At 71.6% G+C, this 16,721-nt stretch carries 18 protein-coding genes and 1 riboswitch; of the genes, 8 read left to right on the plus strand and 10 right to left on the minus strand.

The genetic code is table 11. The features are described 5' to 3' along the window. Positions 1–4: 4 nt before the first annotated feature. The 3 genes from ACWC21_RS04690 to ACWC21_RS04700 form a co-directional block, all read right to left on the minus strand. A complete protein-coding gene (locus ACWC21_RS04690; RefSeq protein WP_053671919.1) occupies positions 5–370 on the minus strand; it encodes an Rv2175c family DNA-binding protein in 366 nt (121 codons plus the stop codon). A 79-nt stretch (positions 371–449) separates the two neighbouring features. Next, entirely contained in the window at positions 450–1,634 is a 1,185-nt protein-coding gene (locus ACWC21_RS04695; protein WP_450878286.1) for an NAD(P)/FAD-dependent oxidoreductase, read from the minus strand. Positions 1,635–1,720: 86 nt separating this feature from the next. Continuing rightward, positions 1,721–2,071, minus strand: coding sequence for a hypothetical protein (locus tag ACWC21_RS04700; protein WP_450878114.1), 351 nt, complete (start codon positions 2,069–2,071; stop codon positions 1,721–1,723). A 53-nt stretch (positions 2,072–2,124) separates the two neighbouring features. Then, positions 2,125–2,235, plus strand: a riboswitch (TPP riboswitch). Here ACWC21_RS04700 and thiO point away from each other — a divergent pair. The 5 genes from thiO (at position 2,233) to ACWC21_RS04725 (ending at position 7,495) form a co-directional block, all read left to right on the plus strand. After that, complete coding sequence (gene thiO, locus ACWC21_RS04705) at positions 2,233–3,393, plus strand: glycine oxidase ThiO (RefSeq protein WP_450878116.1); 1,161 nt, start codon at positions 2,233–2,235, stop codon at positions 3,391–3,393. It overlaps the preceding riboswitch by 3 nt. Next, positions 3,390–3,590: a sulfur carrier protein ThiS gene (gene thiS / locus ACWC21_RS04710; RefSeq protein WP_450878118.1), complete on the plus strand. Its 201-nt coding sequence runs from the start codon at positions 3,390–3,392 to the stop codon at positions 3,588–3,590. Before thiO ends, thiS begins: the two co-directional genes overlap by 4 nt. A gap of 2 nt (positions 3,591–3,592) precedes the next feature. Then, a complete protein-coding gene (locus ACWC21_RS04715; protein ID WP_450878120.1) occupies positions 3,593–4,387 on the plus strand; it encodes a thiazole synthase in 795 nt (264 codons plus the stop codon). 200 nt (positions 4,388–4,587) lie between these two features. Beyond that, positions 4,588–6,561: a Stk1 family PASTA domain-containing Ser/Thr kinase gene (gene pknB / locus ACWC21_RS04720; protein ID WP_450878122.1), complete on the plus strand. Its 1,974-nt coding sequence runs from the start codon at positions 4,588–4,590 to the stop codon at positions 6,559–6,561. Between the two features lie 34 nt (positions 6,562–6,595). Continuing rightward, on the plus strand, positions 6,596–7,495 hold the full coding sequence (locus ACWC21_RS04725) for a deoxyribonuclease IV (RefSeq protein ID WP_450878124.1): 900 nt from the start codon (positions 6,596–6,598) through the stop codon (positions 7,493–7,495). 3 nt (positions 7,496–7,498) lie between these two features. Here the strand turns inward: ACWC21_RS04725 and ACWC21_RS04730 are convergent, their stop codons facing one another. After that, entirely contained in the window at positions 7,499–8,140 is a 642-nt protein-coding gene (locus ACWC21_RS04730) for a sulfite oxidase-like oxidoreductase (RefSeq protein WP_450878127.1), read from the minus strand. 176 nt (positions 8,141–8,316) lie between these two features. Between ACWC21_RS04730 and bfr the strand changes: the two genes are divergently transcribed. After that, positions 8,317–8,796: a bacterioferritin gene (bfr, locus tag ACWC21_RS04735; protein WP_450878129.1), complete on the plus strand. Its 480-nt coding sequence runs from the start codon at positions 8,317–8,319 to the stop codon at positions 8,794–8,796. A gap of 26 nt (positions 8,797–8,822) precedes the next feature. Here the strand turns inward: bfr and ACWC21_RS04740 are convergent, their stop codons facing one another. Both ACWC21_RS04740 and ACWC21_RS04745 read right to left on the minus strand, forming a co-directional pair. Next, entirely contained in the window at positions 8,823–9,035 is a 213-nt protein-coding gene (locus tag ACWC21_RS04740; protein WP_450878131.1) for a (2Fe-2S)-binding protein, read from the minus strand. A gap of 149 nt (positions 9,036–9,184) precedes the next feature. Further along, complete coding sequence (locus ACWC21_RS04745) at positions 9,185–10,537, minus strand: class II 3-deoxy-7-phosphoheptulonate synthase (protein ID WP_450878133.1); 1,353 nt, start codon at positions 10,535–10,537, stop codon at positions 9,185–9,187. Between the two features lie 105 nt (positions 10,538–10,642). On the opposite strand from ACWC21_RS04745, the gene ACWC21_RS04750 reads away from it, so the two are divergent. Both ACWC21_RS04750 and ACWC21_RS04755 read left to right on the plus strand, forming a co-directional pair. Next, complete coding sequence (locus tag ACWC21_RS04750; protein WP_123970384.1) at positions 10,643–10,699, plus strand: trp operon leader peptide; 57 nt, start codon at positions 10,643–10,645, stop codon at positions 10,697–10,699. Positions 10,700–10,804: 105 nt separating this feature from the next. Then, positions 10,805–12,670 (plus strand): anthranilate synthase family protein, encoded by a 1,866-nt coding sequence (locus ACWC21_RS04755; RefSeq protein WP_450878134.1) that lies wholly within the window; start codon positions 10,805–10,807, stop codon positions 12,668–12,670. Positions 12,671–12,715: 45 nt separating this feature from the next. Here ACWC21_RS04755 and ACWC21_RS04760 read toward each other — a convergent pair whose 3' ends face one another. From ACWC21_RS04760 to ACWC21_RS04775, 4 genes are all read right to left on the minus strand, one after another. Continuing rightward, complete coding sequence (locus ACWC21_RS04760) at positions 12,716–13,744, minus strand: 6-phosphofructokinase (protein ID WP_450878136.1); 1,029 nt, start codon at positions 13,742–13,744, stop codon at positions 12,716–12,718. 110 nt (positions 13,745–13,854) lie between these two features. After that, positions 13,855–14,532, minus strand: coding sequence for a response regulator (locus ACWC21_RS04765; protein ID WP_450878138.1), 678 nt, complete (start codon positions 14,530–14,532; stop codon positions 13,855–13,857). Beyond that, entirely contained in the window at positions 14,529–15,755 is a 1,227-nt protein-coding gene (gene macS / locus ACWC21_RS04770) for a MacS family sensor histidine kinase (RefSeq protein ID WP_450878140.1), read from the minus strand. The genes ACWC21_RS04765 and macS overlap by 4 nt, the downstream gene beginning before the upstream one ends. A gap of 49 nt (positions 15,756–15,804) precedes the next feature. Further along, the gene (locus ACWC21_RS04775; protein ID WP_450878288.1) at positions 15,805–16,572 is read right to left on the minus strand and encodes a lysophospholipid acyltransferase family protein; all 768 of its coding nucleotides are present in this window, start codon (positions 16,570–16,572) and stop codon (positions 15,805–15,807) included. Positions 16,573–16,721 lie beyond the last annotated feature (149 nt).

Consider the following 16,721-nt stretch of genomic DNA (forward strand, 5'->3'; position numbering starts at 1 on the left):
TGGTTCAGACGGCGAGCGCCTGGGCGCGGCGCTTCACCTCCGTGCCGCGATTCTCGCTCAGGGCCTGCGCGGGGGTCCCGGGCAGGCTCGGGTCGGGAGTGAAGAGCCACTCCAGCATCTCTTCATCCGTGAAGCCGTCGTCCCTGAGGAGCGTCAAGGTGCCGGACAGGCCCTTGACGACCTTGTCCCCGTCGATGAAGGCGGCGGGGACGTGCAGCGCCCGGTTCTCACCACGGCGTACGGCGATGAGCTGGCCCTCCTTGACCAGCTGCCGCACACGTGTCACCTCGACGCCGAGCTGTTCGGCGATGTCGGGGAGGGTCAGCCAGGCGGGGACGAGCGCATCGATCTTCGCGTCAATCTCGGTCACGGAAACAAGCCTGCCATCTGCCACTGACAGTCGGAAGCCAGGAGGGCCCACACGGGGGTGACGCGGCAGGTCGCGGGCGCTACGCCGTGGCGTCCTTCAGGGGCCTCGCCGGGTCGGTCAGCGCCTCGGGGTGCATGGGTGTGCCCGCCTCGATCAGACGCCGGCCCTGGGCCAGGTCCCTGGGGCGCCCGACGGCGAGCAGGGCCACCAGCCGGTCCTCCTTCAGCCAGCAGACCGTCCAGGCCGGGCCGGCGGGGTCACCGCGCCAGAGGGTGCGGTCGGCGGCGCCGTGGTGGCCGGCGTACTGGACGAAGCGGCCGAACTGCTCGGACCAGAAGTAGGGCACGGGATCGTAGGCCGCGGGGGTCTCGCCGATGATGTTCGCGGCGACCGTGCGGGGGCCCTGGAGGGCGTTGTCCCAGTGGTGGACGAGCAGCCGCTCCCCGTACCGGCGGGAGGGGAAGGAGGCGCAGTCGCCGACCGCGTACACGTCGGAGGCGGAGGTCCGCAGGTGTTCGTCGGCCACCACCTCGTGCTGCGTGCCGAGCTCGATGCCGGAGCCGGCCAGCCACGCCGTGGCGGGACGGGCGCCGATACCCACGACGACGGCGCCCGCGGGCAGCCGCGAGCCGTCGTCGAGCACCACCGTGCCCGGCTCGACCCGCTCCACGCGTGCGTGGGTGCGCAGCACCGCGCCGCTGTCGGCGTACCAGGACGCCATCGGCGCGGCCACCTCGGCCGGGAGCGCCCCGGCGAGCGGGCGGTCCGCCGCCTCCACGACCGTCACCGCGCACCCCGCCTCCCGGGCCGCCGTGGCGAACTCGGCGCCGATCCAGCCGGCGCCGACGACCACGATGTCGTGCTGCCGGGTGAGCACCGGCCGCAGCCGCTCGGCGTCGTCGAGGGTGCGCAGCAGGTGCACTCCGGGCACGCCCTCCGTACCGGGCAGCCGGATCGGTTCGGCGCCGGTGGCCAGGACCAGGACGTCGTACGGCACAGGCCCGGCCTCGGTGTCCAGCTCGTGGTCGGCGGGGCGCACGCCCAGCGCCACGTGGCCGAGCCGGAGTTCGATGCCGAGCGCCTCGAAGTCGATGTCGAAGGCGGAGCCTTCGGCCTTGCCGAGCAGCACCGCCTTGGACAGCGGGGGCCGGTCGTAGGGCTGATGGGGTTCGGCGCCGATCAGTGTCACGGTGCCCTTCAGGCCCTGTTCACGCAGGGCGACCGCGGTCTGCACCCCGGCCATGCCCGCGCCGACCACGACCACTCGCCGCGTCTGTGACGTGCCCTGTTCCCGCGTCTCCCGCGTCTGCTCGCTCACTCGATCACCATAGTCAACTGACTCTGCGTCAGTCAGGGGGCGTGCTCAGTGACCTGCTCCACAACGCTCGTGCCGGCTCCCGACTGCGATTCCCACTGCCAGGTCTCCTCCAGGCGCAGCCGTCCGTCGGGCAGCTCGGCGACGGTCGACGCGCAGTGCCCGGAGGAGGTGGTTCCGTCCCGTTTGAGCTGCACGTACCGGAAGTCCAGCCGGTCGCCCTCCCGGGTGCCCACCAGGTACCCGCGGACGACGTCCCCACCCGTGTACTCGGCCCAGACCTCGCCCTCCTCCTCGTGGTAGGAGAAGCGGGTGCGCGTGCCCACCTGACCGGGGGCCTGGTCGGCGACGGGCGCGAGGACGAGGCCGTCGAGCGAACGGGCCATGTACCGAGGCCTCCTTACGGGTCCGGTGCGCTGCGGGCTAGGGTGGCCACCGTACAAGCACTCGCGGGAGCCCGGACGACCGGGCTGAGAGGGAGGCTGGCGGCCTCCGACCGTACGAACCTGATCCGGGTCATGCCGGCGAAGGGAGGGGCTGGACGCCCATGTCGTCACGTACCTCGGACGTCCTCGTCATCGGGGGCGGGATCATCGGGCTGGTCACGGCCTGGCGCGCCGCGCAGCGCGGGCTCGTCACGGCCGTGCTGGACCCGGAGCCGGGCGGAGGGGCCGCGCAGGTGGCGGCGGGGATGCTGGCCGCCGTCACGGAACTGCACCACGGCGAGCAGACTCTGCTCGGCCTGAACCTGGCGTCGGCCCGCCGGTACCCGGACTTCGCGGCCGAGCTGACCGACTTCACCGGCCTGGACCTCGGCTACCGCAGGTGCGGCACGCTCGCCGTCGCGCTGGACGCCGACGACCGCGCCCACCTGCGCGAACTGCACGCCCTGCAACACCGCTCAGGACTGGAGTCGGAGTGGCTGTCCGGCCGGGAGTGCCGGCGCCTGGAGCCGATGCTCGCGCCGGGCGTGCGCGGCGGGCTGCGGGTGGACCGCGACCACCAGATCGACCCGCGCCGCCTGGCGGCCGCGCTGGTCGCCGCGTGCGAGCGGGCCGGGGTGGTCTTCCACCGGGCGTGGGCCGAGCGCTTCGCCGTCGTACGGGACCGGGCGGCCGGGGTCACCACCTCGGACGGCGACGAGCTGGGCGCGGACCAGGTGGTGCTCGCGGCGGGCAGCCTGAGCGGGCGGCTCGCGGGCCTGCCGGGGGACCTGCTGCCGCCGGTACGGCCGGTGAAGGGGCAGGTGGTGCGGCTGTCCGTGCCCGGACGGTACGCGCCGTTCCTCAACCGGACCGTACGGGCCGTGGTGCGCGGCAGCCATGTGTACCTGGTGCCCCGGGAGAACGGCGAGCTGGTCGTCGGGGCCACCAGCGAGGAAGTGGGCTGGGACACGACGGTGACCGCCGGTGGCGTGTACCAGCTGCTGCGGGACGCACACGAGTTGGTGCCCGGCATCACCGAACTCCCGCTCACCGAGACCCGGGCCGGACTGCGTCCCGGGTCCCCCGACAACGCGCCGCTGCTCGGCCCGACCGGTCTGGACGGGCTGCTGGTGGCGACCGGGCACCACCGCAACGGGGTGCTGCTCACCCCGGTCACCGGCGACGCCCTGGCGCAGGCCCTGACCACCGGCGAACTGCCGGAGGAGGCACGCCCGTTCACCCCGAAGCGCTTCAGCACGGCACTCACGGAGCAGCCCGTATGAACATCTCCGTCAACGGGGAGCGCCGGGAGATCGCCCCGGGCACCGCTCTCGACACCCTCGTGAAGTCCCTCACCACGGCGCCGCGCGGAGTGGCCGCCGCGCTCAACGAAACCGTCGTCCCGCGCGCGCAGTGGCCGGCCACGGCACTGGCCGAGGGCGACCGCGTCGAAGTCCTCACCGCCGTCCAGGGAGGCTGACCATGGCCGACGACCCCTTCGTCCTCGGCGGTACGTCCTTCACGTCCCGTCTGATCATGGGGACCGGCGGCGCGCCCAGCCTCGAGGTGCTGGAGCGGGCGCTGGTGGCCTCCGGCACGGAGCTGACGACCGTGGCGATGCGGCGGGTGGATCCCGGCGTGCACGGGTCGGTGCTGTCGGTGCTGGAGCGGCTCGGCATCCGGGTGCTGCCGAACACCGCGGGGTGCTTCACCGCCGGGGAGGCCGTGCTCACCGCCCGGCTCGCCCGGGAGGCACTGGGCACCTCACTGGTGAAGCTGGAGGTCATCGCCGACGAGCGCACGCTGCTGCCGGATCCGGTCGAGCTGCTGGACGCGGCGGAGACGCTGGTCGACGACGGGTTCACGGTGCTGCCGTACACCAATGACGATCCCGTGCTGGCGCGGAAGCTGGAGGACGTCGGCTGTGCCGCGATCATGCCGCTGGGGTCGCCGATCGGGTCCGGGCTGGGGATCCGCAATCCGCACAACTTCCAGCTGATCGTCGAGCACGCGCGGGTGCCGGTGATCCTGGACGCCGGGGCCGGGACGGCGTCGGACGCGGCGCTGGCGATGGAGCTGGGGTGTGCGGGGGTGATGCTGGCCTCGGCCGTCACCCGGGCTCAGGAGCCGGTTCTGATGGCGGAGGCCATGCGGCGGGGGGTGGAGGCGGGGCGGCTGGCCCGACGGGCGGGGCGGATTCCCCGGCGGTACTTCGCCGAGGCGTCTTCTCCCGCGGAGGGCCTGGCCGTGCTCGATCCGGAGCGGCCTGCCTTCTAGTGGCCCGGGGCCGGTCCCGGTTTTGTCTCCCACCCACGCACCACCCGTTTCCAGTCGGTTCAGAGGTGGACGTCTCCTGTGGGGCTCGTTCGCCGTTGGCGGCCTTCCGTGCGTGGGAAGCGTCACAGGTGCGCTGCAGTACCGGTCCGATCCTGGCCGAAACCGGTGGGGTGTCGGTTCCGGCTCGTACACTCGCCTGCGTGGATACGACCCTTCAGGACGCCCTTGTCGGGCAGGTGCTCGACGGCCGTTACCGTGTCGACGCGCGGATCGCGGTCGGCGGGATGGCCACGGTCTACCGGGCCCTGGACACCCGCCTGGACCGGGTCCTCGCGCTCAAGGTGATGCACCCGACGCTCGCGGCGGACGTGTCGTTCGTGGAGCGGTTCATCCGGGAGGCGAAGTCGGTGGCCCGGCTCGCCCACCCCAACGTCGTCCAGGTGTTCGACCAGGGGGCCGAAGGGGCGTACGTCTACCTGGCCATGGAGTACGTCGCCGGGTGCACCCTGCGGGACGTGCTGCGCGAGCGGGGCGCACTGCAGCCGCGGGCCGCGCTGGACATCCTGGAGCCGGTGCTGGCCGCGCTCGGCGCCGCGCACCGGGCCGGGTTCGTGCACCGGGACATGAAGCCGGAGAACGTCCTGATAGGGGACGACGGACGGGTCAAGGTGGCCGACTTCGGGCTCGTGCGGTCCGTGGACACGGTGACCAGCACGACGGGGACCGTGCTCGGCACGGTCTCGTACCTGGCGCCCGAGCAGATAGAACACGGCACGGCCGATCCGCGCGTCGACGTGTACGCGTGCGGTGTCGTGCTCTACGAGATGCTCACCGGCGGCAAGCCGCACGCCGGGGACACCCCCGCCCAGGTGCTCTACAAGCACATCCACGAGGACGTACCGCCGCCCTCGGCCGTCGTACCGGGGCTGGCGTACGAGCTGGACGAGCTGGTCGCCGCCGCCACCGCCCGCTCCCCCGGGCTCCGGCCGCAGGACGCCGTGGCCCTCCTCGCCCAGGTGCGGGAGGCCCACGCGGCGCTCGGCGACGAGCAGCTGGACGCGGTGCCGCCGCAGGCGGTCGCGGCGGCGCACGACAACGCGGAGGACCGCACGAGCGTGATCCCGCGCGCGCTCACCTCCCCCACACTCGGCTTCGCTCGCGCGGGGGGACCCCCATCGCGCCCGCTGCCCGTCGACGAGGACGGCCTCCCGGACGCCGCGGCGGCCCTCGACCGGACCAGCGTGCTCCAGTCCCCGCCCGCCGAGCCGCCGCGTCGTCGGCTGGGGCGGCCCCGGCGCGGGCTCGTCACGGTCGTCGCGGCCGTGCTGCTGGTCCTCGGAGTCGGTGCGGGGGTCTGGTACATCAACTCCGGTCAGTTCACGAGGGTCCCGCCGCTCATGACCAGGACCGAGGACCAGGCCAAGGAGCGGCTGGACAAGGCCGGGCTGGAGCTCGGGAAGGTCGAGCACGCCTACAGCGACACGGTGAAGAAGGGCACGGTGATCAGCAGCGACCCGTCGAGCGGCGCCCGTGTCCGCAGCAACGACTCGGTGACGCTGACGATCTCCGACGGCCCGAAGACGGTGAAGGTGCCCGACCTGTCGGGCCAGGAGCTGGCCAGGGCGAGGGCTCGGCTGAAGGCGGAGGGGCTGGCGCCGGGCATGGTGAACCAGCAGTTCAGCGAGGACGTGCCCAGGGGCTCGGTGATCGGCACGACCCCGGCGGCCGGCACCGTACGGCACGCCGGCTCGGCGATCGCGCTGACCGTCAGCAAGGGCAGCCCGATCGACGTGCCGGACGTCACGGGCGACGACCTGGACAGCGCGAAGCAGGAGCTTCAGGGCGCGGGGCTGAAGGTGCGGGTGTCCGCGCAGCAGGTCAACTCCGAGTACGACAAGGGCAAGGTCGCCCGGCAGACCCCGGCGGGCGACAGCCGGGCCGCCGAGGGCGACACCGTGACGCTGACCGTGTCCAAGGGTCCGGTGATGGTCGAGGTGCCGGACGTGGTGGGCGACAGCGTGGACGACGCGCATCAGCGACTGGAGGACGCCGGCTTCCAGGTCGAGGACGACCGCGGACTGCTCGGCCTGTTCGGCGACACCGTGAAGAAGCAGTCCGTGGACGGCGGCGAGAAGGCGCCCAAGGGGTCGACGATCACGATCACCATCCGGTGACGGGGATCCGGTCGGGGCATGACACCCTGAAGGGGTGACACCGCAGCACCCCGCTCCCGCCGTCCCCGCCCCCGGCCCCGCCCGCAATCCCGTGGGCGGGCACGTGCCCGTGGCCGGTGGTCTGCACTCCGTGGGGCTGTCGTACGCCCGCGAGCTGGAGGCCGAGACGGTGCAGGTCTTCGTCGCCAACCCGCGTGGATGGGCGACGCCCGCCGGGAACCCGCGGCAGGACGAGGCGTTCCGTCAGGCGTGCGCGGAGAGCGCCGTCCCGGCGTACGTGCACGCGCCGTACCTGATCAACTTCGGCTCGCACACCGAGGCGACCGTGGAGAGGTCGGTGGAGTCCCTGCGGCACTCGCTGCGGCGGGGCCGGGAGATCGGTGCGCTCGGGGTCGTGGTGCACACCGGGAGCGCGACCGGCGGCCGGGAGCGGTCCGTGGCGCTGCAGCAGGTGCGGGAGCATCTGCTGCCGCTGCTGGACGAGCTCACCCACGACGACGATCCGTATCTGCTGCTGGAGTCGACGGCCGGGCAGGGCGCCTCGCTGTGCTCCCGCACCTGGGACTTCGGACCGTACTTCGAGGCACTGGACGCCCATCCGAAGCTGGGTGTGTGCCTGGACACCTGCCACGTCTTCGCCGCCGGCCACGACCTGACCGGGCTCGGCGGCATGCACCGGACGCTGGACCTGCTGGTGGACACGGTCGGCGAGGGCCGGCTGAAGCTGATCCACGCCAACGACTCCAAGGACGTGGTGGGCGCCCACAAGGACCGGCACGAGAACATCGGCGCCGGCCACATCGGCGAGGACGCCTTCCGCGCCCTGATGACCCACCCGGCGACCGCGGGAGTCCCGCTGGTCATCGAGACACCGGGCGGCAAGGAGGGCCACGCGGCCGATGTGGAGCGCCTGAAGAAGCTCAGGGACGGCTGAGGTTCACAGCTCCGGCCCGTCTCCCGGTTCCTCCTGGTAGGAGTAGCGCTGTTCCCTCCAGGGATCGCCGATGTTGTGGTAGCCCCGCTCCTCCCAGAAGCCACGGCGGTCCGTGGTCATGTACTCGACCCCGCGCACCCATTTGGGGCCCTTCCATGCGTACAGATGGGGGACGACGAGGCGGAGCGGGAAGCCGTGCTCGGCGGTGAGGAGTTCGCCGTCCTTGTGGGTGGCGAAGAGCGTCCGCCCGGAGGCGAAGTCGGTCAGGCGGAGGTTGGAGCTGAACCCGTACTCCGCCCAGACCATCACATGGGTGACGTCGGGCGCGGGCGGGGCGATCTCCAGGATGGTCCGGGCCGGGATGCCGCCCCATTCGGCGCCGAGCATGCTGAACTTCGTGACACAGTGCAGATCGGCCACGACGGTGGTGTACGGCAGGGCCGTGAACTCCTCGTGGTTCCAGCAGTGCTTCTCGCCGTCGGCGGTGGCGCCGAAGACCCGGAACTCCCAGCGCTCGGGCCGGAACTTGGGCACCGGACCGTAGTGCGTGACCGGCCAGCCGCGCTGGATTCGCTGCCCCGGCGGAAGCCCGGGCCGTGCGGTCTCTCCCGACTCTCCAGACTCGCGCTCCACCGGCTGACCCATGACTCCATCCTGACAGACCCCGGGCAGTGCACATGACCAGGGAGGCACCAAGGCGGGCAAACCGGAAGTAAGTACGCGCTAACTTACTGAGTACGCGCTTACTGGACGATCTTCGACGCCGATGACATCATGCCGCCGCAACCTCCCCCGTTCCCCATGTGGAAGGAGCCGCCGCGATGCAGGGCGATCCCGAGGTAATCGAGTTCCTGAACGAGCAGCTCACCGCCGAGCTCACCGCGATCAACCAGTACTTCCTGCATGCGAAGATGCAGGAGAACTTCGGTTGGACGAAGCTCGCCAAGTACACACGGCACGAGTCCTTCGACGAGATGAAGCACGCGGAGGTGCTCACCGACCGCATCCTGTTCCTGGAGGGGCTGCCGAACTACCAGCGGCTGTTCCATGTCCGGGTGGGGCAGACGGTCAGGGAGATGTTCGAGGCGGACAAGCAGATCGAGGTGGAGGCGATCGACCGGCTCAGGCGTGGCATCAAGCTGATGCGCGAGAAGGGCGACATCACGTCCGCGAACATCTTCGAGGACATCCTCGCCGACGAGGAGCACCACATCGACTACCTCGACACCCAACTGGAACTGCTGGACAAGCTCGGCGAGGCCCTCTACATCGCCCAGCTGATCGAACAGCCGGAGAGCTAGGGTCAGGCCCTGGGGAGCGGCTTTTCCTAGGCCGCCTCGTCCAGGGCCGGCAGTCGGCCGGCCGGCTCACGGGTGGGGCAGGCGCCGCGGCCGAGGATGGACTGGATACGGCGGACGCAGGAACCGCAGTCGGTGCCGGCCTTGCAGGCGGAGGCGATCTGGCGGGGCGTGCAGGCGCCGTCCTCCGCGTGCTTCTTCACCTGGGCCTCGGTGACACCGAAGCAGCTGCAGACGTACACGCGGGTTCACCTCCCGATGGGATCGATCGGTCCTGCCGTCCCGATTCCTCGGTGAGGCAAACCTAACCTTACTCGCCGGGTCGGGCCCGCGAAAGCGGAGTGGGGCGCGGATCGCATGTGATCCGCGCCCCACCGACGAAGCACGCCGCTTACTGGTCCCGGTACATCTCCGCCACGAGGAAGGCGAGGTCCAGGGACTGGCTGCGGTTCAGCCGCGGGTCGCAGGCCGTCTCGTAGCGCTGGTGCAGGTCGTCGACGAAGATCTCGTCGCCGCCGCCCACGCACTCGGTGACGTCGTCACCGGTGAGCTCGACGTGGATGCCGCCCGGGTGGGTGCCCAGCTCCTTGTGCACCTCGAAGAAGCCCTTGACCTCGTCGAGCACGTCGTCGAAGCGGCGGGTCTTGTGCCCGGAGGCCGCCTCGAAGGTGTTGCCGTGCATCGGGTCGGTCACCCAGGCCACCGTCGCCCCGGACGCCGTGACCTTCTCCACCAGGTGCGGGAGCCGGTCGCGGATCTTGTCGGCGCCCATCCGGACGATGAAGGTGAGTCGGCCCGGCTCCCGGTCGGGGTCGAGGCGGTCGATGTACTGCAGCGCCTCCTCGGGCGTCGTCGTCGGGCCGAGCTTGATGCCGATCGGGTTGCGGATCCTCGAGGCGAACTCGATGTGCGCGTGGTCCAGCTGCCGGGTGCGCTCGCCGATCCACACCATGTGCCCGGAGACGTCGTACAGCTGCCCGGTGCGGGAGTCGACCCGGGTGAGCGCCGACTCGTAGTCGAGCAGCAGCGCCTCGTGCGAGGAGTAGAACTCGACGGTCTTGAACTCCTCCGGATCGGCCCCGCACGCGTGCATGAAGTGCAGCGCGTTGTCGATCTCCCGGGCGAGCTGCTCGTAGCGCTGGCCGGACGGGGACGACCGCACGAAGTCCTGGTTCCAGGCGTGCACCTGGCGCAGGTCGGCGTAGCCGCCGGTGGTGAAGGCGCGCACCAGGTTCAGCGTCGAGGCGGACGCGTGGTACATCCGCTTCAGCCGCTCGGGGTCCGGGACACGGGCGGCCTCGGTGAAGTCGAAGCCGTTGACGGAGTCGCCCCGGTAGGTCGGGAGCGTCACGCCGTCGCGGGTCTCGGTCGGCTTGGAGCGCGGCTTTGAGTACTGGCCGGCGATGCGGCCGACCTTCACCACGGGCACCGAGGCGGCGTACGTCAGGACGGCGCCCATCTGGAGCAGCGTCTTGAGCTTGTTGCGGATGTGGTCGGCGGACACGGCGTCGAAGGCCTCGGCGCAGTCGCCGCCCTGGAGGAGGAACGCCTCTCCCTTGGCGACGGCCGCCATCCGGGCGCGCAGCTGGTCGCACTCGCCCGCGAAGACGAGCGGCGGATACGACTCGAGGTCCGCGATCACTGCGCGCAGAGCCTCGGCGTCGGGGTACTCGGGCTGCTGCGCCGCGGGCAGGTCTCGCCAGGTGTTGCCAGCGCTCTGGCTGGTCTTAGCGTTCACGGTCACCCGGTAAACACTACGGGGTCATGTCGACGGATTTTCCTCCTGCTCGAAAAGTGAGACGGGGCGATCACCCTACGGACGGGCGAGCGGTGCGGTAGGGTTCCCGGCATGTTCGCGCTGACGACCCAGAACTGGTGGTGGACCGCTCATCCGGCGGCCCACTGACTGCGCGTACGCAAGACTTCGCGAAGGCCGCCCGAGGGGCGGCCTTCGGTGTTCCCGGGGTCGTTCCTCACCGACATCGACGACAGTTCGACGGAAGAGGAACCCATGGACCTGGCACAGCTCCTTGCCGACCCCCGCCCCTTCGCCCTGCTGCGCCGCCGCACCCCCGGCCGCGACGAGAACACGGTCGAGGTCCTCCTCGGCCCGGTCGTCACCCGCGACCGTCTCGCCGACCTGCCCGACGAGGGCCTCGCGCTCGTCCCCTTCCGGCAGATCGGCGAGCGCGGCTTCGACGTCCGGGACGACGGCACACCGCTCGCGGTGCTGCTGCCCGAGGAGTCGTACGAGGTCCCGCTCACCGACGCGCTGGCGGCGCTGCCCTCCCACCGGGTGCGGGTCGAGGGCGGTGGCTTCGACGTCGACGACGAGGAGTACGGCGGGATCGTCGGACGGGTGCTGCGCGAGGAGATCGGGCGGGGCGAGGGCGCCAACTTCGTGATCCGGCGGACGTACCAGGGGGAGATCCCGGAGTTCTCCAGGGCCGACGCGATGGCGCTGTTCCGGCGGCTGCTGGAGGGCGAGCGGGGGGCGTACTGGACGTTCGTCGTGCACACCGGGGACCGGACGCTGGTCGGCGCCAGCCCGGAGGTGCACGTGCGGATGGCCGGCGGCACCGTCGTCATGAACCCGATCAGCGGGACGTACCGCTACCCCGACGGGGGACCGACTCCCGAGCACCTGCTGGGCTTCCTGGCCGACGGCAAGGAGATCGAGGAGCTGTCGATGGTGGTCGACGAGGAGCTCAAGATGATGTGCACCGTCGGGGACATGGGCGGGGTCGTCGTCGGTCCCCGGCTGAAGGAGATGGCCCACCTCGCGCACACCGAGTACGAGCTGCGCGGGAAGTCCTCCCTGGACGCGCGGGAGGTGCTGAGGGAGACCATGTTCGCGGCGACGGTCACCGGGTCCCCGGTGCAGAACGCGTGCCGGGTGATCGAACGCCACGAGGTCGGCGGACGGGGTTACTACGCGGGCGCCCTGGCCCTGCTCGGCCGGGACTCCGGCGGTGCCCAGACCCTGGACTCCCCGATCCTGATCCGCACCGCCGACATCTCCCGCGAGGGCCGTCTGCGCGTCCCGGTCGGCGCGACCCTCGTGCGCGGGTCGGACCCGGCGGGCGAGGTGGCGGAAACCCATGCGAAGGCGGCGGGCGTGCTGGCGGCCCTCGGGGTGCGGCCCGCCCGGCCGCGCGACGAGCGGGAACGCCCCCGCCTGGCCGACGACCCGCGGGTCCGGGCCGCGCTGGACGGGCGCCGGGCCTCGCTGGCCCCGTTCTGGCTGCGGATGCAGGAGCGGTCCGCGAAACTCACCGGGCACGCCCTGGTCGTCGACGCGGAGGACACCTTCACGGCGATGCTCGCGCACGTCCTGCGCTCCGGTGGCCTCGACGTGACCGTCCGGCGGTACGACGAGCCCGGTCTGCGGGAGGCGGTACTCGCACACGAGGGTCCGGTGGTGCTCGGGCCGGGTCCGGGCGACCCCTCGGACCCGGCCGACCCGAAGATGCGGTTCCTGCGCGAGCTGACCGCCGAGGTGGTCCGGGAGCACCGGCACGGTGTGCTCGGGGTCTGCCTCGGCCACGAGCTGATCACGGCCGAGCTGGGACTGGACCTCGTACGCAAGCGGGTGCCGTACCAGGGGGCGCAGACGACGATCGACCTCTTCGGACGCCCCGAGACGGTCGGCTTCTACAACAGCTTCACCGCGCACTGCGACGAGGAGACCGCCCGGGAGCTGGCCGCGCACCGGATCGAGGTGAGCCGGGCGGAGAACGGCGAGGTGCACGCCGTACGGGGTCCCGGGTTCGCCGGGGTGCAGTTCCACCCGGAGTCGGTGCTCACCCTGAACGGGGCGGCGATCGTGCGCGAGCTGATCGGCCGGCTCCGCACGGCGGCGGACAGCAGGAACTGAGCGTTCCGGGCCCGGGGATCGCGCTTCCCGGGCCCGGCAGGGTTGTCAGCCGAAGAAGACGCCGACCTCCGCGTACAGCGCGGGATCGACCGTCTTCAGCTTCGCCGTGGCCTCCCCGATCGGGACGCGGACGATGCCGGTGCCGCGCAGGGCGACCATCTTGCCGAAGTCACCGTCGCGGACGCAGTCGATGGCGTGCAGACCGAAGCGGGTGGCGAGCCAGCGGTCGAAGGCGCTGGGCGTGCCGCCGCGCTGGATGTGCCCCAGCACGGTCGTGCGGGCCTCCTTGCCGGTGCGCTTCTCGATCTCCTTGGCAAGCCACTCGCCGACCCCGGACAGGCGGACGTGGCCGAAGGAGTCGAGCGACCCGTCCTTGAGCACCATCTCGCCGTCCTTCGGCATGGCGCCTTCCGCCACCACGACGATCGGGGCGTAGGAGGCCCTGAAGCGGGAGGTGATCCAGGCACAGACCTGGTCGAGGTCGAAGCGCTGCTCGGGGATGAGGATGACGTTCGCGCCGCCCGCGAGCCCGGAGTGCAGGGCGATCCAGCCGGCGTGACGGCCCATCACCTCGCAGACCAGGACCCGCATGTGGGACTCGGCGGTGGTGTGCAGCCGGTCGATGGCCTCGGTGGCGATGCCGACCGCGGTGTCGAAGCCGAAGGTGTAGTCGGTGGCGGAGAGGTCGTTGTCGATGGTCTTCGGCACGCCCACGCAGGGCACGCCGTACTCGTCCGACAGGCGCGCGGCGACCCCGAGGGTGTCCTCGCCGCCGATCGCGATCAGTGCCTCGACCTCCTGCTTGGCGAGGTTGTCCTTGATCCGGCGGACGCCGTCCTCCTGCTTGAGGGGGTTGGTCCGCGAGGAGCCGAGGATCGTGCCGCCGCGGGGCAGGATGCCGCGCACCGCGGGGATGTCGAGACGGATGGTGTCGCCCTCGAGGGGCCCCCGCCAGCCGTCCCGGAAGCCGACGAAGTCGTAGCCGTACTCCTGTACGCCCTTGCGCACGATGCCCCGGATGACGGCGTTGAGCCCGGGGCAGTCGCCGCCTCCGGTCAGTACTCCGACCCGCATGGAATTGTCCCTTCGCAGCGGTTGCCTGACGGAGAGTAACGGTAGTGGTGATGCGCGTCACACAGCGAGAGGCGGGAAGGGCAATTCCGGTGAACCGACGGGAATTTGCTTTACTCGTCGTCAAGCCCGCGTTCTATGGCGTACCGCACGAGTTCGACCCGGTTGTGCAACTGGAGCTTGCCCAGGGTGTTCTGCACGTGGTTCTGCACCGTGCGGTGCGAGATGACCAGGCGTTCGGCGATCTGCTTGTAGCTCAAACCCTTGGCGACCAGCCGCAGCACCTCGGTCTCGCGCTCGGTGAGCCGAGGCGCCTTCGGCTCGTCGGTGTCCGGAGCGGGCGCGGGCTCGGAGGCGAGCCGGCGGTACTCGCCGAGCACCAGACCGGCCAGGCCGGGGGTGAACACCGGGTCGCCGACCGCGGTACGGCGCACCGCGTCCAGCAGTTCCTCCGTGGACGCCGACTTCAGCAGGTAGCCGGTCGCGCCGGACTTCACCGCCTCCAGCACGTCGGCGTGCTCACCGCTCGCCGACAGCACCAGCACGCGCAGCGCCGGATCGGCGGCCACCAGCTCCTTGCAGACCTGGACGCCCGGCTTGACGGGCAGGTTGAGGTCCAGCACGAGGACGTCGGGCGCCGCGGCTTTCGCACGGCGCACCGCCTGCTCGCCGTCGCCCGCGGTGGCCACCACCTCCAGGCCGGACTCGGCCAGGTCCCGGGCGACCGCGTCGCGCCACATCGGGTGGTCGTCGACCACCATGACCCTGATCGGGTCCTGCCGCTGGGTCATCGCCTGTCCGCCTTCCCCCGGGAGACCTTGTCGTCCTTCGGTACCTTCAGTTCGACTTCCGTGCCCTGCCCCGGAGTCGAGACCAGCTCGGCGCTTCCGCCGAGGTCGCGCAGCCGCCCCCGGATGGACAGGGCCACTCCGAGCCGCCCCTCGCCCTCGGCCTGGTCCAGCCGCCCTTCCGGGATACCGGGTCCGTCGTCCCGTACGGTCACCACGACCTCGTCGGGTTCGTCCTCGACCAGGATCCAGGCCCGGGCCCCCTCGCCCGCGTGCCGCCGGACGTTGTCCAGGGCGGCGCCGACCGCCGCGGCCAGCTCCCGTGCGGCGCCGGGCGGGAGGAACACGGGGGCGCCGGGCTCGGCGAGGCTGACGAGCGCGCCGGCGTACGGGGCGAGCAGTGCGCGCAGGTCGACGGGGCCGGCGGGAACGTCCGGCTCCTCGACGGCCCGTACGACCGCCCCCTCGGCCGGGTCCTGGGAGGTGCGCGGGACGGGCACCAGGCCGCCGGAGACCAGCGTGCGCAGCGCCACCTCCTGCTCCCCCGCCATCCGGCCCAGCTCGGCCGCCTCGCCGCCGATGACCGCGCCGCGCCGCTGCACCATGGCGAGCACCTGCAGCACGCTGTCGTGGATGTCCCGGGCGAGCCGCACGCGTTCCCGGGTCGCGGCCTCGATCTCCAGGGCGCGGGCGAGGGTGCGCTCGGAGGCGCGGGCCACCTCGACGACGTAGCCGATGGCGATGGACGCGACCCATACGAGGATCACGTTGTGCACCGTGTCCCTGGCCGGGCTGCCGCGCTCGATCAGGTTGGCGACGGCGACGGGCGTGGAGGCGAACGCGGCCCAGCGCCAGCCGCCCTTGACGGCGAAGGCGAGGACCGACCCCGCCGTCCATATCGACGGCAGGGTGGGGCCGCCGCGGTCGATGTGCTGGGCGGTAGCCACCCATGGGGTGAGGACGATGCCGGCGAGCGCGACCGCGAGGTCGACGGCGAGGAAGCGCTTGGTGCAGGCCACCGCGTTCTGCACGCGGGGCAGCGTGGCCAGCGTCCAGACGAACAGGACGGCGTAGTAGGCGATGGCGACGCCGGGGCGGTCGTACTCGTCGTAGGCGGAGGCGAACAGGCCGACCGCGTACAGCATCGTCAGCACGCGGTAGCCGCTGAGCGCCCGCCACAGCGGCAGCTCCACCGACATCCGCATGACTCGCTCGCGCCTGGCCATGTCCCCCACGCCCCCCGGATCCCGACTCCCCCGACGCCACCGACTCCGGCTAGGACTCGGTGTTCTTCTTCCCGGCCTTCTCCGCCTTCTCGGCCTTCTCCGCCTTCTCGGCCTTCTCCGCCTTCTCCGCCTCCTTGGACGCCTTCGCGGCGTCGGCTATCCGGCGCTTGGCCGCGGTGGCGTAGATGTCGACGTACTCCTGGCCGGAGAGCCTCATGATCTCGTACATGACCTCGTCGGTCACCGCGCGCAGCACGAACCGGTCGTGCTCCATCCCCTGGTAGCGGCTGAAGTCCAGGGGCTTGCCGATGCGGATGCCGGGCCGCATCAGCTTCGGCATCACCTTCCCGGGCGGCTGGATCTTCTCCGTGTCGATCATCGCGACGGGGATGACCGGCGCGCCGGTGGCGAGGGCCACGCGGGCCAGGCCGCCGGGCTTGCCCCGGTACAGGCGGCCGTCGGGCGAGCGGGTGCCCTCGGGATAGATGCCGAACAGCTCACCGCGTTCCAGGACCTCTATCCCGCTCTTGATCGCCGCCTCGCCCGCGCCCCGCGCGCCGGAGCGGTCCACCGGGAGCTGGCCGACCCCCTTGAAGAAGGCCGCGGTGAGCCGTCCCTTCACGCCGGGCGTGGTGAAGTACTCCGCCTTCGCGATGAAGGTGACCTTGCGGTCGAGGACCGCGGGCAGGAAGAACGAGTCCGAGAACGAGAGGTGGTTGCTCGCCAGGATCGCGGCGCCCTCGGCCGGAATGTTCTCCAGGCCTTCCACCCAGGGCCTGAAGGCGACCTTCAGCGGTCCCCCGATGGCGACCTTCATCGTGCCGTACAACAACCGAGTGCCTCCTGTTCCCGTCGATCAGACCTTAACCCGGTCCGCCGTCAATGGCGCCGACGGCCCTGCCCTGGTCGGTGTCAGTGGGGTCGCGTACGGTGAAGCAACACCTGGAGTCGTTCACGCCCCCTCTC

Source organism: Streptomyces sp. NPDC001348, assembly GCF_053597535.1.

Coding starts and splice junctions, on each gene's coding strand:
- ACWC21_RS04760 (WP_450878136.1), bottom strand. CDS start 13,744: ATGCGGGTCGGAGTACTGACCGGAGGCGGCGACTGCCCCGGGCTCAAC.
- ACWC21_RS04700 (WP_450878114.1), bottom strand. CDS start 2,071: ATGGCCCGTTCGCTCGACGGCCTCGTCCTCGCGCCCGTCGCCGACCAG.
- ACWC21_RS04765 (WP_450878138.1), bottom strand. CDS start 14,532: ATGACCCAGCGGCAGGACCCGATCAGGGTCATGGTGGTCGACGACCAC.
- macS (WP_450878140.1), bottom strand. CDS start 15,755: ATGGCCAGGCGCGAGCGAGTCATGCGGATGTCGGTGGAGCTGCCGCTG.
- bfr (WP_450878129.1), top strand. CDS start 8,317: ATGCAGGGCGATCCCGAGGTAATCGAGTTCCTGAACGAGCAGCTCACC.
- ACWC21_RS04715 (WP_450878120.1), top strand. CDS start 3,593: ATGGCCGACGACCCCTTCGTCCTCGGCGGTACGTCCTTCACGTCCCGT.
- ACWC21_RS04755 (WP_450878134.1), top strand. CDS start 10,805: ATGGACCTGGCACAGCTCCTTGCCGACCCCCGCCCCTTCGCCCTGCTG.
- ACWC21_RS04775 (WP_450878288.1), bottom strand. CDS start 16,572: ATGAAGGTCGCCATCGGGGGACCGCTGAAGGTCGCCTTCAGGCCCTGG.
- thiO (WP_450878116.1), top strand. CDS start 2,233: ATGTCGTCACGTACCTCGGACGTCCTCGTCATCGGGGGCGGGATCATC.
- ACWC21_RS04730 (WP_450878127.1), bottom strand. CDS start 8,140: ATGGGTCAGCCGGTGGAGCGCGAGTCTGGAGAGTCGGGAGAGACCGCA.
- thiS (WP_450878118.1), top strand. CDS start 3,390: ATGAACATCTCCGTCAACGGGGAGCGCCGGGAGATCGCCCCGGGCACC.